This is a genomic window from Streptomyces sp. NPDC042346 (assembly GCF_055581845.1).
This window is the reverse complement of sequence record NZ_JBVJEH010000005.1, coordinates 493639-509792: the sequence shown is the minus strand read 5'-3', so window position 1 is coordinate 509792 and position 16154 is coordinate 493639. Positions and strand designations below refer to the sequence as shown.

Annotated in this window: 13 protein-coding genes; 5 read left to right on the top strand and 8 right to left on the bottom strand. The window is 71.9% G+C overall.

Features of this window, described 5'->3' with window-relative positions; translation table 11 throughout:
- Window positions 1–9: 9 nt before the first annotated feature.
- A complete protein-coding gene (locus ACZ6K0_RS23755) occupies window positions 10–1230 on the bottom strand; it encodes a cytochrome P450 (RefSeq protein ID WP_376404240.1) in 1221 nt (406 codons plus the stop codon).
- Complete coding sequence (locus ACZ6K0_RS23750) at window positions 1227–2399, bottom strand: type III polyketide synthase (RefSeq protein WP_469230215.1); 1173 nt, start codon at window positions 2397–2399, stop codon at window positions 1227–1229. Before ACZ6K0_RS23750 ends, ACZ6K0_RS23755 begins: the two co-directional genes overlap by 4 nt.
- A gap of 308 nt (window positions 2400–2707) precedes the next feature.
- Here ACZ6K0_RS23750 and paaK point away from each other — a divergent pair, with 308 nt between their 5' ends.
- Window positions 2708–4000, top strand: a complete 1293-nt coding sequence (paaK, locus tag ACZ6K0_RS23745; RefSeq protein ID WP_469230213.1) for a phenylacetate--CoA ligase PaaK — start codon at window positions 2708–2710, stop codon at window positions 3998–4000.
- Between the two features lie 211 nt (window positions 4001–4211).
- Here paaK and ACZ6K0_RS23740 read toward each other — a convergent pair whose 3' ends face one another.
- A complete protein-coding gene (locus ACZ6K0_RS23740) occupies window positions 4212–5732 on the bottom strand; it encodes a fatty acyl-CoA synthetase (RefSeq protein ID WP_469230210.1) in 1521 nt (506 codons plus the stop codon).
- Between the two features lie 203 nt (window positions 5733–5935).
- Here ACZ6K0_RS23740 and ACZ6K0_RS23735 point away from each other — a divergent pair, with 203 nt between their 5' ends.
- Window positions 5936–8371, top strand: a complete 2436-nt coding sequence (locus tag ACZ6K0_RS23735; protein ID WP_469230209.1) for a penicillin acylase family protein — start codon at window positions 5936–5938, stop codon at window positions 8369–8371.
- On the opposite strand, the gene ACZ6K0_RS23730 is transcribed toward ACZ6K0_RS23735, so the two are convergent.
- Both ACZ6K0_RS23730 and ACZ6K0_RS23725 read right to left on the bottom strand, forming a co-directional pair.
- The gene (locus tag ACZ6K0_RS23730; protein WP_376404250.1) at window positions 8361–9458 is read right to left on the bottom strand and encodes a calcium:cation antiporter; all 1098 of its coding nucleotides are present in this window, start codon (window positions 9456–9458) and stop codon (window positions 8361–8363) included. The genes ACZ6K0_RS23735 and ACZ6K0_RS23730 overlap by 11 nt on opposite strands.
- A 40-nt stretch (window positions 9459–9498) precedes the next feature.
- Entirely contained in the window at window positions 9499–9903 is a 405-nt protein-coding gene (locus ACZ6K0_RS23725; RefSeq protein WP_376404535.1) for a MarR family winged helix-turn-helix transcriptional regulator, read from the bottom strand.
- 153 nt (window positions 9904–10056) lie between these two features.
- On the opposite strand from ACZ6K0_RS23725, the gene ACZ6K0_RS23720 reads away from it, so the two are divergent.
- On the top strand, window positions 10057–10995 hold the full coding sequence (locus ACZ6K0_RS23720) for a nitroreductase/quinone reductase family protein (protein ID WP_469230207.1): 939 nt from the start codon (window positions 10057–10059) through the stop codon (window positions 10993–10995).
- Window positions 10996–11034: 39 nt separating this feature from the next.
- On the opposite strand, the gene ACZ6K0_RS23715 is transcribed toward ACZ6K0_RS23720, so the two are convergent.
- Entirely contained in the window at window positions 11035–11718 is a 684-nt protein-coding gene (locus ACZ6K0_RS23715; RefSeq protein WP_469230205.1) for an SRPBCC family protein, read from the bottom strand.
- A 168-nt stretch (window positions 11719–11886) separates the two neighbouring features.
- Here ACZ6K0_RS23715 and ACZ6K0_RS23710 point away from each other — a divergent pair, with 168 nt between their 5' ends.
- Entirely contained in the window at window positions 11887–12540 is a 654-nt protein-coding gene (locus ACZ6K0_RS23710) for a TetR/AcrR family transcriptional regulator (RefSeq protein WP_469230204.1), read from the top strand.
- 21 nt (window positions 12541–12561) lie between these two features.
- Here ACZ6K0_RS23710 and ACZ6K0_RS23705 read toward each other — a convergent pair whose 3' ends face one another.
- A complete protein-coding gene (locus tag ACZ6K0_RS23705) occupies window positions 12562–13266 on the bottom strand; it encodes a GNAT family N-acetyltransferase (protein ID WP_469230202.1) in 705 nt (234 codons plus the stop codon).
- A gap of 300 nt (window positions 13267–13566) precedes the next feature.
- Window positions 13567–14286, bottom strand: coding sequence for a helix-turn-helix domain-containing protein (locus ACZ6K0_RS23700; protein ID WP_469230200.1), 720 nt, complete (start codon window positions 14284–14286; stop codon window positions 13567–13569).
- A gap of 448 nt (window positions 14287–14734) precedes the next feature.
- Here ACZ6K0_RS23700 and ACZ6K0_RS23695 point away from each other — a divergent pair, with 448 nt between their 5' ends.
- Window positions 14735–16099 carry a nucleobase:cation symporter-2 family protein gene (locus ACZ6K0_RS23695; protein ID WP_469230198.1) on the top strand — a complete coding sequence of 455 codons (1365 nt, stop codon included), beginning with the start codon at window positions 14735–14737 and terminating at the stop codon, window positions 16097–16099.
- Window positions 16100–16154 lie beyond the last annotated feature (55 nt).

Here is a 16154-nt window from a genome sequence, read left to right as displayed (position 1 = left end):
CGGTTCCTCTCACCAGGTGACGGGCAGGGTCTCGGGGCCCCGGATGAGGGCTCCGCGCTGCCACCTGAGCTGCTCCTCAGGGACGGCGAGGCGCAGGTTCGGGAAGCGGGTCCACAGGGAGTCGAGGAGGATCTCCGACTCGATGCGGGCGAGGGCGGAGCCGGGGCAGTAGTGCGGTCCGTGACCGAAGGCGACGTGCGGGTTGTAGCCGCGGTCGAAGTCGAGCCGATCGGGCTCGGCGAAGACGTCCGGGTCGCGGTTGGCGGTCAGGTACGAGACGTAGACCGGCTCGCCGGCCGGGATGGTGACGCCGCCGACCTCGACGTCCTCCAGGGCGATCCGGGAGAGGCCGACGGCGTTGCGGTGCGGGATGTAGCGGAGGAGCTCGTCGACGGCCTGCGGGACGAGGGCGGGCTCGGCGCGCAGCCGGGCGAGGTGCTCCGGGTGGGTGAGCAGCGCGTACACCATGTTGGCACTGTTGTTGCGGACGGCGTGGGCGCCGCCGATCTGGATGAGGACGGCGAGTCCGACGGCCTCGTGCTCGGTGACGGCGTCCTCGTCGACGGCGTCGGCGAGGACGGCGGCCAGGGTCTCCTTGCCGGTGCCGTGGCTGCGGCCGACGAGTTCGGTGAAGTACCGGCCCAGGGCGGCCTTGGCCTGCTCGCTGGCCTCCCGGCCGGCGGCGGCGGAGATGATCGTGTCGGACCAGCGGGCCATGAGCGGCTGGTCGCCCTCGGGGACGCCCATGAGTTCACTGACCATGGCGAGCGGGAAGGGGCGGTTGACGAGCTCCATGAGGTCGGCGGGGGCGCCGTGTTCCTCGACCCGGTCGAGGAGGCGGTCCATGACCTCCTGGGCGTGGTCGCGGAGCTCGCGCAGGGCGCGGGCGCTGAACGCGCGGGCGACGACGCGCCGCATCCGGGTGTGGTCCGGCGGGTCGGCGAAGCCGACGGCGCCTTCCATGGGGATGAAGTGCGGGGCGACGCGGGTGATGGAGCGCCCCCAGACGGCCTGGCGGCTGAAACGGGGGTCGACGGAGACGAACTTGACGTCCTCGTAGCGGGTGACGAGCCAGGCGTGGCCCTCGCCGTGCGGCAGCCGAACCCGGGTGACGGGGTCCTCGTGCAGCAGTCGGGCGAGCAGCGGGTCGAAGTCGAGGCCGGTGAGGTCGGGCACGGCCCAGAAGTGGGTCTGGGGGGTGTCGGCGGTGCCGGAGGCGGTGGTGGTCACGAGGCCACCCCCGCGGGGACGGCGATGGCTGCGGTGGCTGCGGTGCCGACTGTGGCGCTTCCCTGGGCGGCCGGCAGGCCGAGCCCGGCGGTCGCCGGGGCGGGGACGCCGACCGGGGCGGGGACGCCGGTCCAACGGCCGAGGGAGATCTCCGCGGTGATGCCGGGACCGAATCCGGCGAGGAGGCCGGTGGCGCCCGCCGCGGGGCCGCCTTCCTCGAAGAGGCGGCGCAGGGCGTCGAGGACGACGGCGCTGGCGATGTTGCCGTACTCGGTGAGGGTGGCGCGGCTGTGCCGGAAGGCTTCGGCGGGGACGCCGAGGTGGCTGCCGAGGTCGTCGAGGATGCGGGGGCCGCCCGCGTGGACGAGGTAGAAGTCCTGGCCCCCGGCGTCCTGGCCGTGCAGGGCGGCGAGGTCGACGAGGGCGGGGGCGAGTTGCTCCATGGTGCCGGGAACGCGTTTGTCGAGCATGAAGTGGAAACCTGTCTCCCGGACCTTGTAGGCGATCCAGTCCTCGCTGTCCGGGACGAGGTGGGAACCGTTGCGCTCCAGACGGACGCCGACACCGCCGGAGCCGCGGACGACGGCGGCGGCGACGGCGTCTCCGAAGAGGCCGTTGGAGAGCAGGTTTCCGACGGTGAGGTCGGTCGGCTGGTAGCAGAGCGAACAGAACTCGCAGGCGACGATCAGCGCGTTCGCACCGGGGTAGGCGGTGCAGAAGTCGTGCGCCCGGTTGACGGCGGCGCCGCCGGCCGCGCAGCCGAGCTGGGCGATCGGCAGCTGGCGGGTGTCGCCGCGGAAGCCGAGGGTGTTGATCATCCAGGCGGTGAGCGAGGGCATCATGAAACCGGTGCAGGAGACGTAGACGATCATGTCGATGTCCCGCGCCTCCAGTCCGGCGTGGGCGAGCGCCTCCTCGACGACGGCGGGGACGCGCGCCTTGGCCTCGTGCTCGTACAGCGCGTTCCGCGCCTCGAAGCCGGGGTGGGCGAGGGTGCGCTCGATGGGTTGCACCAGGTGCCGCTTCGCGACCCCGGTGTTCTCGATCAGGCGCAGGACGAGCGGGAGCTGCTCGTGTCCGGCGTGCAGCCGGCGGGCGAGATCGAGGGTCTCCCGCCGGGTGATCGTGTGCTCGGGGACGGCGACGGCGGGTCGGCACAGGACAGGCATGACGTCACTTTCGGCCGGGCACGCGAGCGGGGCCCGCGCGTCCGGAGCTGGAGGGGGAGAGGCGAGACCGGGCCGGTCTCGGAAGATCCACTCTTTCTCGTGCAGCACCCAATAAGTGCCCGAACCGCCACAAAAACACCCCAAGGTGTGATATCGGAGCGAATTACATGATCAGAGAGAGTGAACCGGCACGCCCGGATTGACTTCCTCCCACCTCTTGCCAAGCCCTGGGCACCTCCGGCTTTACTGACTCGAACGAAACTACCGAATGATCGGTAGTCCGTTTTACGACTGCGGAGGAGTGGCGCATGACGGACCTTCTGGACAGCGGCGAACGGCTCGGACGCGAGGAGCTGGCGCTGCTCCAGCTGGAGCGCATGCGCGCGACCCTGCGGCACGCCTACGAGAACGTGCCGTTCTACCGGCGCTCCTTCGACGCGGCCGGTCTCACGCCCGACGACTGCCGCACCCTCGCGGACCTCGCCCGCTTCCCCTTCACCGCCAAGTCCGACCTGCGCGACCACTACCCCTTCGGCATGTTCGCCGTCGACCAGTCCCGGATCCGGCGCGTCCACGCCTCCAGCGGCACCACCGGCCGGCCCACCGTCGTCGGCTACACCGACCGGGACCTGGACACCTGGGCGGACGTGGTGGCCCGCTCCCTGCGCGCCGCCGGGGCGCGTCCCGGGCACAAGGTCCATGTGGCGTACGGATACGGCCTGTTCACCGGAGGACTGGGCGCCCACTACGGCGCCGAGCGCCTCGGGTGCACGGTGATCCCCGCCTCGGGCGGCATGACGGCGCGGCAGGTGCAGCTCATCCAGGACTTCCGCCCCGAGATCATCATGGTGACCCCCTCGTACATGCTGACGCTGCTCGACGAGTTCGAGCGGCAGGGCGTGGACCCGCGCTCGACCTCCCTGAAGGTCGGCGTCTTCGGCGCCGAGCCGTGGACGGAGGCGATGCGGAAGGAGATCGAGGAGCGGTTCGCCATCGACGCGGTCGACATATACGGCCTGTCGGAGGTGATCGGGCCCGGCGTGGCGCAGGAGTGCGTGGAGACCAAGGACGGCCTGCACATCTGGGAGGACCACTTCTACCCGGAGATCGTGGACCCGTTCACGGGCGAGGTGCTGCCGGACGGGGAGGAGGGGGAGCTCGTCTTCACCTCGCTCACCAAGGAGGCGATGCCGGTGATCCGCTACCGGACGCGCGACCTGACCCGGCTGCTGCCGGGGACGGCGCGGGTGTTCCGGCGGATGGAGAAGGTCACGGGGCGCAGCGACGACATGATCATCCTGCGCGGGGTGAACCTCTTCCCCACCCAGATCGAGGAGATCGTCCTCCGCACGCCCGCGGTGGCCCCGCACTTCCAGCTGCGGCTGACCCGGGAGGGCCGGCTCGACGCCCTGACGGTACGGGCCGAGGCCCGCGCGGACGCGACGGGCGAGGAGCGGGCGGAGGCGGCCCGGGCGATCGCGGCGGCGGTCAAGGACGGGGTCGGGGTCTCGGTCGGCGTGGAGGTGGTCGACCCCGAGACCCTGGAACGGTCGGTGGGCAAGATCAAGCGGATCGTGGACCTGCGGGAGCGGGAGGCCTGACGGGGCCGGGACTCGTCCGACGGGCCGGCAGACGGGGCCGGGACTCCTCTGGCGGGCCGGCGGGGACGCGCCTCCTCGTGCGGGCTGACGGGGCCGGGACTCCCGGTCCCGTCAGGACTCGCCGGGCTCGCCGGGCTCGCCGGCCTCAATCAGGACTCTCAGGACTCCGTCATGAGTTCGCCGGGCTCCGTCGCGAGCTCGTCGGCCTCTGTCAGGACTCCCCCGCCGCCCCTCCGAAGCGGTCCCGCAGTTCGCGCTTGAGGATCTTGCCGCTCGCGTTGCGGGGCAGTTCGGGAGTGAAGTGGACGCGCTTCGGCGCCTTGAAGTGGGCGAGCTTCTCCCGCGCGTGCGCGAGGAGTTCGGCCTCCGTGACCTCGCCGCGCGGGACGACGACGGCCGTGACCGCCTCGATCCAGCGCTCGTCGGGGAGGCCGATCACGGCCACCTCGGCGACGCCGGGGTGGGTGTAGAGGGCGTCCTCGACCTGGCGTGAGGCGACGAGCACTCCCCCGGAGTTGATGACGTCCTTCACGCGGTCGACGATGGTGAGGAAGCCCTCGGCGTCGCGCACGGCGAGATCGCCCGAGTGGAACCAGCCGCCGCGGAAGGCCGCCTTGGTCTCGTCGGGCTTGCGCCAGTAGCCCTCGCACAGCTGCGGCGAGCGGTAGACGATCTCCCCGGCGGTGCCGTCCGGCACGTCCTTGCCGTCCTCGTCGACGACCCGCGCCTCGACGTGGCGGACGGGCCGACCGCACGAGTCCATCCGGCCCTCGTGCTCGTCGGGGCCGAGGACGGTGGCGAGGGGGCCGATCTCGGACTGGCCGAAGCAGTTGGAGAAGCGCAGGCCGGGCAGCCGCGCCCGCAGCCGTTCGAGGACCGGTACGGGCATGATCGAGGCCCCGTAGTAGGCCTTGCGCAGCGCGGAGAGGTCCCGCCCGGCGAACTCCGGGTGGTTGGCGAGGCCGATCCAGACGGTCGGCGGGGCGAAGAAGCTGTCCGCACGGCCCGCCTCGATCAGGTCGAAGAGGACGGCCGGGTCGGGTCCGTCGACGATCGTGTTCTCGGCACCGACGGCGAGACAGGGCAGCAGGAAGACGTGCATCTGTGCCGAGTGGTACAGCGGCAGCGCGTGCACCGGCCGGTCGTCCTCGCGCAGGTCGAGGGCCTCGATGGCGCTCGCGTACTCGTGGGCGAGCGCGCGGTGGGTCATCATCGCGCCCTTGGGGAGGGCGGTGGTGCCCGAGGTGTAGAGCAGCTGCACGATGTCCCGGGCGTCGTGGTCGGTGTCGTACTCCTCCGGTACGGCGACCGCGTCCAGGAGCGAACCGGGCGCGTCCCGCAGCGGCTTGACCGCGAAGCCGTCCGGAACGCGGTCCGCGAGGGCCGGGTCGGCGAGGACGAGCGAGCTCTCCGACTGCTCCAGGAGGTACGCGAGGTCGCCGCCGGTCAGATGGTGGTTGACCGGCACGTGGATCAGGCCCGCCCGCGCGCAGGCCAGGAACGCGATGAGGTAGGCGTCCGAGTTGTGGCCGTAGGTCGCGACCCTGGCCTGGTCGGGCAGGCCGAGGCCGTGGTGCGGCTCCCGCAGGACGGCGGCGGCGGTGGTGACGGCCGCGTCCAGCTCGGCGTACGTCCAGGTCCGGTCGGCGTACCGGACGGCGATGCGGTCCGGGACGCGCTGGGCGCTCATGCGCAGGACGCCGTCGACGGTGCGGCTGAGGAGTCGTTCCATGCCGTGATCCTCGGCGTGCGGCGGGCGGAAGGTCAAGTACCGTGCGGCGCGCCGTACATCCTCCCGAACCTCCCCGCGAACCGCTCCCCGAACTTCTCCCCGAACCTCCCCGACCTCGGATACCGAACGGGATGTTGACAAGGGGCCACGCAACTGCGTGCATGGTCCAACCCGCAGTGCTCGTCCATCCGTTGGGAGGCACCTTGCACCTCCGCACCCGCCTGAAACACCTGGCACTCACCGGCGCGGCCCTCGCCGTCGTCACCGCCACGCTGCCCGGCGCGGCGGCGGCCGACTCCGGGGACCGGGGCCACCGGCCGTCCGACCGGGGACTGTCGGCCGTCATCCGGTACACCGAGTACGGCATCCCGCACATCGTGGCGAAGGACTACGCGAACCTGGGCTTCGGTACGGGCTGGGCGCAGGCCGCGGACCAGGTCTGCGTCCTCGCCGACGGCTTCCTGACCGTGAACGGCGAGCGCTCCCGGTACTTCGGTCCGGACGCCGCTCCGGACGGCTCGCTGTCCTCGGCCGCCACCAACGTGTCCAGCGATCTGTACTTCCGCGGCGTGAAGGACGCCGGGACGGTCGAGGCGCTGCTCCGGACGCCCGCGCCGGCCGGGCCGAGCGGCGACCTGAAGGAGCTGATGCGCGGCTGGGCGGCCGGCTACAACGCCTGGCTGCGGAAGAACCGCATCACGGACCCCGCCTGCACGGGCGCCGACTGGGTCCGCCCGGTGAGCGCGCTCGACGTGGCCCGGCGCGGCTTCGCGGTCTCGGTCCTCGGCGGACAGGGCCGGGCCGTCGACGGCATCACCGCCGCCCGACCGCCCGCCGCTCCCCCGACAGGAACGGCAGGAACGGCAGGGACGGCAGGGACGGCAACAACCGCAGGGACCACAGGGACCACACCCGACCCGGCGCGCACCGCCGAGGCCGCCCGTGCGCTGTTCGCCGCCGAGAACGCCACGATGGGCTCGAACGCCGTCGCGTTCTCCGGGGCGGCGACGGCCGACGGGCGCGGGCTGCTCCTGGGCAACCCGCACTATCCCTGGCAGGGCGGCCGCCGTTTCTGGCAGTCCCACCAGACCATCCCGGGCGAGCTGAACGTGTCGGGCGCCTCGCTCCTCGGCACGACGGTCGTCAACATCGGCTTCAACGACAAGGTGGCCTGGAGCCACACCGTCGCCACCGGAGTGCCGCTCAACCTCCATCAGCTGACGCTCGCCCCGGGCGACCCCACCTCCTACCTGGTGGACGGACGCCCTGAGCGGATGACCGCGCGCACGGTGACCGTGCCGGTCAAGGGCGGCGACCCCGTCACCCGTACCCAGTGGTGGACGCGGTACGGCCCGGTCGTCGGCGGCCTCGGTCCGCAGCTCCCGCTGCCGTGGACCGCCACGACGGCGTACGCGCTCAACGACCCCAACGCGGCCAATCTGCGCGGCTCCGACACCGCTCTCGGTTTCGGCAAGGCGCGCTCGACGCGGGACGTCGCCGAGACCCTGCGGCGCACGCAGGGGCTGCCGTGGGTCAACACGATCGCAGCCGACTCGGCGGGGCACTCCTACTTCAGCCAGTCGCAGGTGGTGCCCCGGATCACCGACGAGCTCGCGCAGCGCTGCTCGACCCCGCTCGGCCGGGCCACCTACCCGGCCTCGGGCGTCGCGGTGCTCGACGGCTCGCGCTCCGACTGCGCGCTCGGCTCCGACCCGGACGCGCTCCAGCCGGGGACCTTCGGACCGGCGCGGATGCCGACGCTCCAGGACACTCCGTACGTCGAGAACTCCAACGACAGCGCCTGGCTGACCAACGCCGACCGGCCGCTGACCGGCTACGAGCGGGTCTTCGGCACGACGGCCACGCAGCGCTCGCTGCGCACCCGGGGCGGTGTCGAGGACGTGGCGGCGATGGCGGAGCGGGGGCGGCTCACGGTGGCCGACCTCCAGCGCCAGCAGTTCGCGAACCGGGCTCCGGCCGGTGACCTGGCGGCGGCCGATGTCGCCGCGGCCTGCCCGGCGGCGCTGCCGGACGATCCCGAGGCCTGCCGGGTGATCGGAGCCTGGGACCGGACGGTGAACGCGGAGAGCCGGGGTGCGCTGTTCTTCGACCGGTTCTGGCGGAAGTTCGCCGGTTCGGTGCCGGCGGCCGAGCAGTGGAAGGTGCCGTTCTCGGCGGCCGACCCCGTCCGTACCCCGCACACCGTGAACACGGCGGCGCCGGGCTTCGCGAAGGCGCTGCGGGACGCGGCGGCCGAGCTGCGGGCGGCGGGGATCCCGCTGGACGCACCGCTCGGTTCCCACCAGTTCGTCGTACGGAACGGGGAACGGCTGCCGATCAGCGGCGGAACCGAGTCGCTGGGCGTCTGGAACAAGACGGAGCCCGTGTGGAACGCGGCGGGCGGCGGCTATGTGGAGGTCGCCCACGGGACCAGCCACGTACAGGCGGTGGGCTGGGACGGAGGCCGGTGCCCGGTGGCCCGCACCCTGCTCTCGTACTCCCAGTCCTCGAACCCCGCGTCACCGCACTACAGCGACCAGACCCGGCTGTACGCGGGCGAGCGCTGGGTGACCTCCCGGTTCTGCGAGAAGGACATCCTGCGCTCGCCTGCGCTGCGGGTGGTGGTCGTCAGGGGCTGAGCGAGAGGAACACGAAGGCGGCGAAGATCACGAGATGGACGCCGCCCTGGAGGAGCGTGGCCCGTCCGGGCACCACGGTCAGGGCGCTCACCACGCCGGTGAGGGTGAGCAGGACCATGTGGACCGGTCCCAGGCCCAGCACGAGGGGCCCGGACAGCCAGATCGAGGCGAGCGCGATCGCCGGAATCGTCAGGCCGATGCTGGCGATCGCGGAGCCGTAGGCGAGGTTGAGGCTGGTCTGCATGCGGTCCCGGCGCGCCGCGCGGACGGCGGCGAGGGTCTCGGGCAGCAGCACCATCAGCGCGATGACGACACCGACGACCGCGTTCGGCAGACCCGCCGACTCGACGCCGTCCTCGATGGTGGGCGACACCAGCTTGGCGTTGCCCACGACGGCGATGAGGGCGACGAGGAGCAGACCGAGGCTGGTGAGGGTCTCGCGCTTGGTCGGCGGGTCGGCGTGGTCGTCCGCCGACTCCTCGCCCGGCCGGGGCACGGGGAGGAAGTAGTCGCGGTGCCGGATGGTCTGGACGGCGACGAACACGCCGTACAGACAGAGCGAGGCGACGGCGGCGAAGGCGAGCTGCGCGGTGGAGAACTCGGGGCCGGGCTCACTCGTGGTGAAGGTCGGCAGGACGAGCGTCATCACGGCGAGGGTGCAGACGGTCGCGAGCGCGCCGCCGGAGCCCTCCGCGTTGAAGACCGCGACGCGGTTGCGGAGCGCGCCGACGAGGAGGGAGAGGCCGACGATGCCGTTGCAGGTGATCATGACGGCGGCGAAGACGGTGTCACGGGCGTACGTCGAGGTCTTCTCGCCGCCTCCCGCCATGAGGGTGACGATGAGTCCGACCTCGATGACGGTGACGGCGACGGCGAGGACGAGCGAGCCGTAGGGTTCGCCGACGCGGTGGGCGACCACTTCTGCGTGGTGGACCGCCGCGAGGACGGCGGCGACGAGACAGAGCGCGATGAGGACGACGGCGAAGCCGGGAAGGTCGCGCCCCCAGGCCACGCCGAGCACAAGCGCCGCCACCACCGGGCCCCAGGTGGTCCACTGTCTGGCCAATGACGCCGTGCTCGAACTCATGATCCGCATCCTGCCACAAGGGGGCTTTCGCCCGTTTCGTTCAGTCGTCGTGGTCGGTGAGGCCGCGCTCGTACGCGGCGAGGGTCTCGACGAACATCCGCCGCTCGGCCGGACCGAGCGGCTCCAGGGCCGCGCGCCAGGCGCCGGCGCTGCGACCGAGCCAGCCGTCGATGGCCGCGCGATGCTCTTCGGCGATCGAGACGATCTTGCGCCTGCGATCGGCGGGGTCCTCGGCCCGCCCGAGGACACCCTTCTTCGTCAGGTCCCCGACCATCAGGCTCACGGTGGTGGGGGCGACCTCCAGGCGGGCGGCGAGCTCGTTGACGCTCAGCGGCCCGTCGAACAGGAGGTAGGCGAGCAGGGAGAGGTGGCGGGGCGCGAGCGTGAGCGACTGCAGCTCGTCGGGGATCCTGATGCGCTTGACCCGCCCGACCATCCGGGGCATGAGCAGCAGCAGCGTACGGACGGCGTCGTCCACGTCCGGGCCGTCGGCGGCCCCGCTCCCCTGGCGCGCGGTTGACACCCTGCACCCTCCCTTTTAGCTTTGCTTTCAAAGCAAATAGATCCGTCGTGATCGATGCTACCGGAAGGCACCGCCATGTCCGATTTCAACCAGCAGGTCATCGAGGAGTTCCGCGCCAACGGCGGCCGGGTGGGCGGGATGTTCGAGGGCGCGGCCCTACTCCTCCTCACCACGACGGGTGCCCGCAGCGGTCGGCCGCACACCAACCCCGCCGTGTACGTGCGCGACGGCGCGCGGCTGCTCGTCTTCGCGTCGAACGCCGGCGGGCCGAAGCACCCGGCCTGGTTCCACAACCTCAGCGCCGACCCGCACGTGGCCGTCGAGCTCGGCACCCCGGACGGGACCGTCGAGCACTTTGCGGCGACGGCGGTGGTGACGGAGGGCGAGGAACGGGACCGCCTGTACGCGGAACAGGCGGACCGCGACCCGGGATTCGCCGCCTACCAGGCGGCCACGGACAGGATCATCCCGGTCGTCGCCCTGCACCGCCTGGACCTCGGGGACCCGGCGCGGCACCGGGCGATCGCCGGCCACCTGGTCAAGGTCCATGCCGAACTGCGGGCAGAACTGACGGCGTTACGCGAGGGGTTGGACTCTGCGGAGGCGGAGGCGGAGGCGGAGGTTACGGGGGACGCGGAGGCGGCGGTTACGGGGGAAGCGGAGGGCGCGGCGGAATCAGTGGATACCCCGGCGCTCGGCCGGCGGCTCGCCCGCCACTGCCTGACCTTCTGCGGCGCGCTGCACGCCCACCACCACAACGAGGACAGCGTCTTCGACCTCCTGGAGCGCGAATTCCCGGAGCTGGCCGACTCGCTGGACCGGATGCGCGAGGAGCACAAGGTGGTCGCCCGCACGGTGGAGGAACTGGAGGCGCTCCTCACCTCGGGAGCCACACCGGCGGCCCTCCGCGCCGAGGTGGACCGGCTGGCGACCCGCCTGGAAGAGCACTTCACGTACGAGGAGGCGCAGTTGGTCCCGGCGCTCACGCGCACGCGGACCGTACCCGAGACGTAGCCCCGCCCGCCCGAGGGCGGGGCGAGCCCTCGCCGCGCGTCAGTGGGCCGGGTTGCGGGCAGCGGCTTCGGCCGCGGACTTCAGGTCCCGCAGCCACGCTTCAAGACCCTCGCGAAGAAGTCGGGTCGCGGCGGGAAAGTCCGCCTCGACCTGGGGGCCGGTGTGGGTCTCCTCGGTGCTGACCCGTACACCTCCCCCCTTGACCGCGGTGAAGGTCCACACGTGAACGCCGTCGATGCGCAGCCCTTCACCGATCGCCGGGCCGGTCCAGCGGATGCACGAGTGCTGCTCGATCTGCCGCACGGTCGAGGTGATCTCCAGGCTGGTGGCGGGAATCGAGGGATGGGGCGGGATCGGCAGCGTCCACCGGAAGGCCGAACCCCTGCGGAGGTGGCCGTGGTCGAGGCGCTCCACGGACTCGACGGGGGCCTGCCAGGACGGCCAGCGCTCCACGTCGGTCTGGAGCTTCCAGATGGTGTGCAGCGGGGCGTCGATCACGACCTCGGTCCGGTGACGGACGAGGGCGTCGGGGACGACGCCCTCGCCGCGGCAGGTGAGGGAGGCCCTGGCGGCGCGGGAGTCGGCGGACGCGACGGCACCGGCGGGTGCGGGTGCGGCGGGTGCGGCGACGGCGCCGAGGAGGCCGATGGCGACCGGGACGGCGACGAGGGCTGCGCGAATGCCGGTGCTGCGAGGGCTGCGGGTGCCGCGGGTGCCGGACATGGAGTTCTCCTCTGTCGGTCGGGTGCGAGGACCCTCCACCTCGACGGTAGAGGCTCACACTTTCGTTAGACGTTGTAACTCGCCGTCCGGTGACGGGTCAACGGGTGCGTGATAACTTCTCACCAACCCTTGAGGTTGTAGCCGGATGAGCGGGGACGGTGGCGGACCATGGCGGCGACAGGTACGGACACCCCTCGGGAGCGCTATCGAGCCCAGGTACGGGCCGAGATCACGCAACGCGCCTGGGAACAGATCGCCACGGCGGGGGCCTCGGCGCTCTCGCTCAACGCGATCGCCAAGCAGATGGGCATGAGCGGACCGGCGCTCTACCGCTACTTCGCCGGGCGCGACGAGCTGATCACCGAGCTCGTCCGGGAGGCGTACCGGAGCCTCGCCGACACCCTCGGCGACGCCGCGGCCGCCGGTGCCGACCTGTCCGGACTCGCACACGCCCTGCGCGACTGGGCCCTGACGGACCCTCAGCGGTACTTCCTCGCCTACGGCACACCCGTCCCCGGGTACCAGGCGCCCGCGGACACCACCGCCATCTCCTCCGAGATCATGACGACGCTGCTCGACGCGTGCGCGGCACTGCCCCAGGCGGGCGCGACGAGCCCGTTCGGCAGCTACCTGGAGGACCATCGGGGCTGGGCCGCGGGCCATCCCGCCCCGCCCGGGGCCCTCCACCGGTTCCTGGCCTTCTGGACCCGGATGCACGGCGTGCTCTCGCTGGAACTCGCCGGCCACTTCACCGGCATGGACCTCGACCCGGCCCTGCTCTTCACGGCCGAACTCGACGAACTGCTGGCGCCCCGGTCCTGAGACCGGACAGGGGCTGGGGCCCTACGGGGTGCGGAAGCCGCGGAAGGTCACGTACTTGCGCGTCACGAAGCCCAGCTTCTCGTAGAGGGCGATCGCGCCGGTGTTCGCCTCGGCCACGTGGAGGAAGGGCCCTTCGCCCCGCGCCTCGATGCGTGCGGCGAGCGCGCCGACCAGACGGGCGGCGTGCCCCTGCCCGCGAGCCTCGGGCGCGGTGCAGACCGCGCTGATCTCGGTCCATCCCGGCGGCCGGAGCCGCTCGCCGGCCATGGCCACCAGCTCGCCCTTCTCGCGGATGCCGAGGTAGGTGCCGAGTTCGGGGGTCCGGGACCAGAACGGCCCGGGCCGGGTGCGTTCGACGAGGTCCAGCATCTCGGGCACGTCGTCCGTACCCAGTTCGACCACGCCGTCGTCCGTCGCGTCTCCCGGAGTCCCGGACGCGCCGTCGCCCGGCCGGATCATCTGGCGGCCTTCCAGGACGAAGACGGGCTCCCAGTCCGACGGCGGGAGGACCGGGCAGCTGAACATGTCGGCGAACTCCCCCCGGCCGAGGAGTTCGGTGAGGTCGGCCCACCTCACCGGATCCGGGTCGGTGGACACGGCCGCGAAGGTCGAGACGTCCGGCAGATAGGTGAAGGCCCTGCCGACGCGGCGGGCGAGAGGGGCGTGACGGCCCCGGAGGGACTCGCCCACGGGGTCGTCGAGTACGAAGGGATCGCGGCCCGCCATCGTGTTGTCCCTCTCAAGTTCCGTGCCGAACGGGGAAGTCGGTCGCCATGGGAGACCGTCTCGCGCACGAAGTCTAAGGGGGACGGGACGCCGACCCGCGGGCCCGGGCCGACCCGCCCGCCGCCGTCCTCGCCACCCGCGAACGGGGTGAGCGAACCCCGACAGGCCCTCCCGAAGACCGCCTCAAACGGATCGCCCACGATGCGGAAAGCAGTTTCCATAATTGCGGGGTTGCCTCATTGGCTCACCCGACGGCAAGCCTGTCAAGACCTCCCTTCCGGGAGGACGGGCGCGGCGCAGTCAGGCCTCCCGAGGGCCCAGCCGCCGCCACAGCTGTTCGTCGACCCGGTCGAGGAACGCCAAGGCCTCACGCTCGACCGCTTCGGCGGCAGCTCCGGTCCGGCCGTGGTTGTCGATCCGCTGGTACGCCAGATGGAGCTGCTCCAGGGCGTGATGGATCTCCGCCGGCGCCACGGGGACGATCTTCGCGACGGGCCGTACATAGTTCGGCCACCACCCCGTGACCGCCTCCCGCAACAGCACCCGCAGTTGCCCCGTCCTGCCGCACGCGCCGACGAAGCAGGCCGGTGGCGGCCGAAGCACGTCGAACAGCGCCTGGGTCTGGCGCCCGGACCCGCGCCAGCGGTTGCGCCGTTCCGCCTCGGCATAGCGGTCCCGGGTCATGCCGACCCCGACGGCCACCTCCTCCACCGTCAGCCCGAGGAGCCTCCGGCACTGCAGGAGCGTGACCGGTTCGCCGAGCAGATCACTCGGCGAACACCACAACGCGGCGGCCAGTGCGTCGACCTGACGGGTCGTCGGCACCTCGGCGCCGGACTCCCAGGCCAGGAGCGTGTCGGGATGGAGGGGGCGCCCCCGGAAGGCCGAGACGGCCCAGGCGACCTGGCCTCGAGTAAGTCCGAGCTCCTCGCGCACACGGGCGGCGCGGCGGGGCTCGAGCGGCGGATAGGCGGAGTTTTCGCCCTCGGACGCTCCATGGAGATCATCTCGGGATGGCATAGCCGGACACCGTAGGGGCCAGGGGCCGCTCCGGCCAAGACCTCCGGCTTCCCCGGACACCCAGAACAGCGGTCGACGCGCGTCGGCCCCCTTGAGCGACGCGCTTGTGCGTACCTCCAAAGAAATCCAGGAACCAATTCGTCTGCCTGGAGGAGTTGACGACCCGGGGGCCCGTTCGTAGGGTCACAGCCGTCCACAGTGGAAAGTGAATTCCGCAATAAGGAATCGTACCGTTCTCCGCACCCGGAATCCCGGCACGGTTTCCGTCCCCCGGGCAGGTCCGTCCGCCTGCCCGACTCATCCGGCCGTGCTTCGCTTCGACCGTCCCCGCCGTGTGCCGGCCGGGCGGCCCCTCGGAGGGACTGTCCCCTTGCGCTCCCCTGCACCATTCACGCACGACCGCTCCCACCCGCCCCTCCCCGCCCATCCCGCGGACGAAGTGCTCCCCATGCGGCGGATGTTCCCCGCCGCCCTGCAGCACGTGGCCAGCATGTACGCGGGTCTCGCGGCGCCCCCGCTGATCATCGGCGGCGCGCTCGGCCTGACCGCGGCGCAGCTCACCGCGCTGCTGGCCGCGAGCCTGCTCGTCGCGGGCCTCACCACCGTCGCCCAGACGCTGCGCTTCTGGGGTGTCGGAGCCGGGCTGCCCGTCACCAACGGCGTCTCGTTCGCCGTGGTTTCCCCGGTCCTGGCGGCTTCCGTGTCACGGGGACCGGACACCCTGCCCCTGGTGTTCGGCGCCACTCTCGTCGCCGGGGTGGTCTGCTTCCTCCTGGCTCCGGCCTTCTGCCGGATCGTCCGCTTCTTCCCACCCGTCGTCAGCGGATCCGTCATCACACTGGTCGGCCTCTCACTGCTGCCGGTGGCCGGGGAGTGGGCCCGGGGTGGCGACCCCGAGTCCACCGGCTACGGCTCACCTTCCAACCTCGCGCTCGCCGCCGGGACTCTCGCCTTCACCCTCCTCCTCCATCGGATCCTCAGCGGACGCTTCCTGCAAAGGGTGGCGATCCTGCTCGGCCTCATCGCCGGCACGGCCGCCGCGGTGCCGATGGGCAAGGTCGACTTCCACCACCTCTCCCAGGCACCGCTGTTCGCACTCCCGGAACCCTTCGCCTTCGGCGCCCCGCAGTTCCAGGTACCGGTCATCACCACCATGCTCGTCGTCATGCTCGTCTCCATGACGGAGTCCACCGCGTCACTGATCGCGGTGGGAACGGTCGTCGACCGACCGGTCGACGACCGCGTCATCGCGGGCAGCCTGCGCGCCCAGGGACTGGGCACCGCACTCGGCGGCGTCCTGGGAGCCTTCGTGGGCTGCGCCTACGCCCAGAACGTCGGCCTCGTCGCGATCAGCCGCATCCGCAGCCGGTACGCCGTCACCCTGTGCGGAGCGATCCTGGTCCTCATGGGTCTCGTGCCGGTCCTGGGCTCCTTGGTCGCCCTCGTGCCCCTGCCCGTACTCGGCGGGGCGGCAGTCGTCTTCTTCGGCTCGATCATCGTCGCCGGGATCCGCACCCTCGCCAAGGCGTCCCTGGCCACCGGGCACAACGGCATCATCGTGTCCGTCGCCCTCGCCTTCGGCCTCTTCCCCATCGCAGCGGCCGACTTCTACGACCGGCTCCCCGCGCCCGTCACCATGGTGCTGGGATCGGGCATCACGGCGGGATGCCTCGTCGCCGTCCTCCTCAACCTGCTCCTGAACCACTTCGGTCGGGGCAGCGAGGCCAACGAGAGCCACATCCCCACGACACAGGTCAACGCCTTCGACGACATCGGCAGCCAGGCACCTCTCCCCCCGCGCCCGGTCCGATGACGCCGAACGTCCCGGCAGGACGGTAGTCGCGGCGGCACCGAGGCGAGCGCGCTAC

Excerpts from the sequence above, each read along its gene's own strand:
- ACZ6K0_RS23705 (WP_469230202.1), bottom strand. The coding sequence starts at position 13,266 with ATGGCGGGCCGCGATCCCTTCGTACTCGACGACCCCGTGGGCGAGTCC.
- ACZ6K0_RS23700 (WP_469230200.1), bottom strand. The coding sequence starts at position 14,286 with ATGCCATCCCGAGATGATCTCCATGGAGCGTCCGAGGGCGAAAACTCC.
- paaK (WP_469230213.1), top strand. The coding sequence starts at position 2,708 with ATGACGGACCTTCTGGACAGCGGCGAACGGCTCGGACGCGAGGAGCTG.
- ACZ6K0_RS23720 (WP_469230207.1), top strand. The coding sequence starts at position 10,057 with ATGTCCGATTTCAACCAGCAGGTCATCGAGGAGTTCCGCGCCAACGGC.
- ACZ6K0_RS23725 (WP_376404535.1), bottom strand. The coding sequence starts at position 9,903 with ATGCCCCGGATGGTCGGGCGGGTCAAGCGCATCAGGATCCCCGACGAG.
- ACZ6K0_RS23730 (WP_376404250.1), bottom strand. The coding sequence starts at position 9,458 with ATGAGTTCGAGCACGGCGTCATTGGCCAGACAGTGGACCACCTGGGGC.
- ACZ6K0_RS23710 (WP_469230204.1), top strand. The coding sequence starts at position 11,887 with ATGGCGGCGACAGGTACGGACACCCCTCGGGAGCGCTATCGAGCCCAG.
- ACZ6K0_RS23715 (WP_469230205.1), bottom strand. The coding sequence starts at position 11,718 with ATGTCCGGCACCCGCGGCACCCGCAGCCCTCGCAGCACCGGCATTCGC.
- ACZ6K0_RS23750 (WP_469230215.1), bottom strand. The coding sequence starts at position 2,399 with ATGCCTGTCCTGTGCCGACCCGCCGTCGCCGTCCCCGAGCACACGATC.
- ACZ6K0_RS23695 (WP_469230198.1), top strand. The coding sequence starts at position 14,735 with ATGCGGCGGATGTTCCCCGCCGCCCTGCAGCACGTGGCCAGCATGTAC.
- ACZ6K0_RS23740 (WP_469230210.1), bottom strand. The coding sequence starts at position 5,732 with ATGGAACGACTCCTCAGCCGCACCGTCGACGGCGTCCTGCGCATGAGC.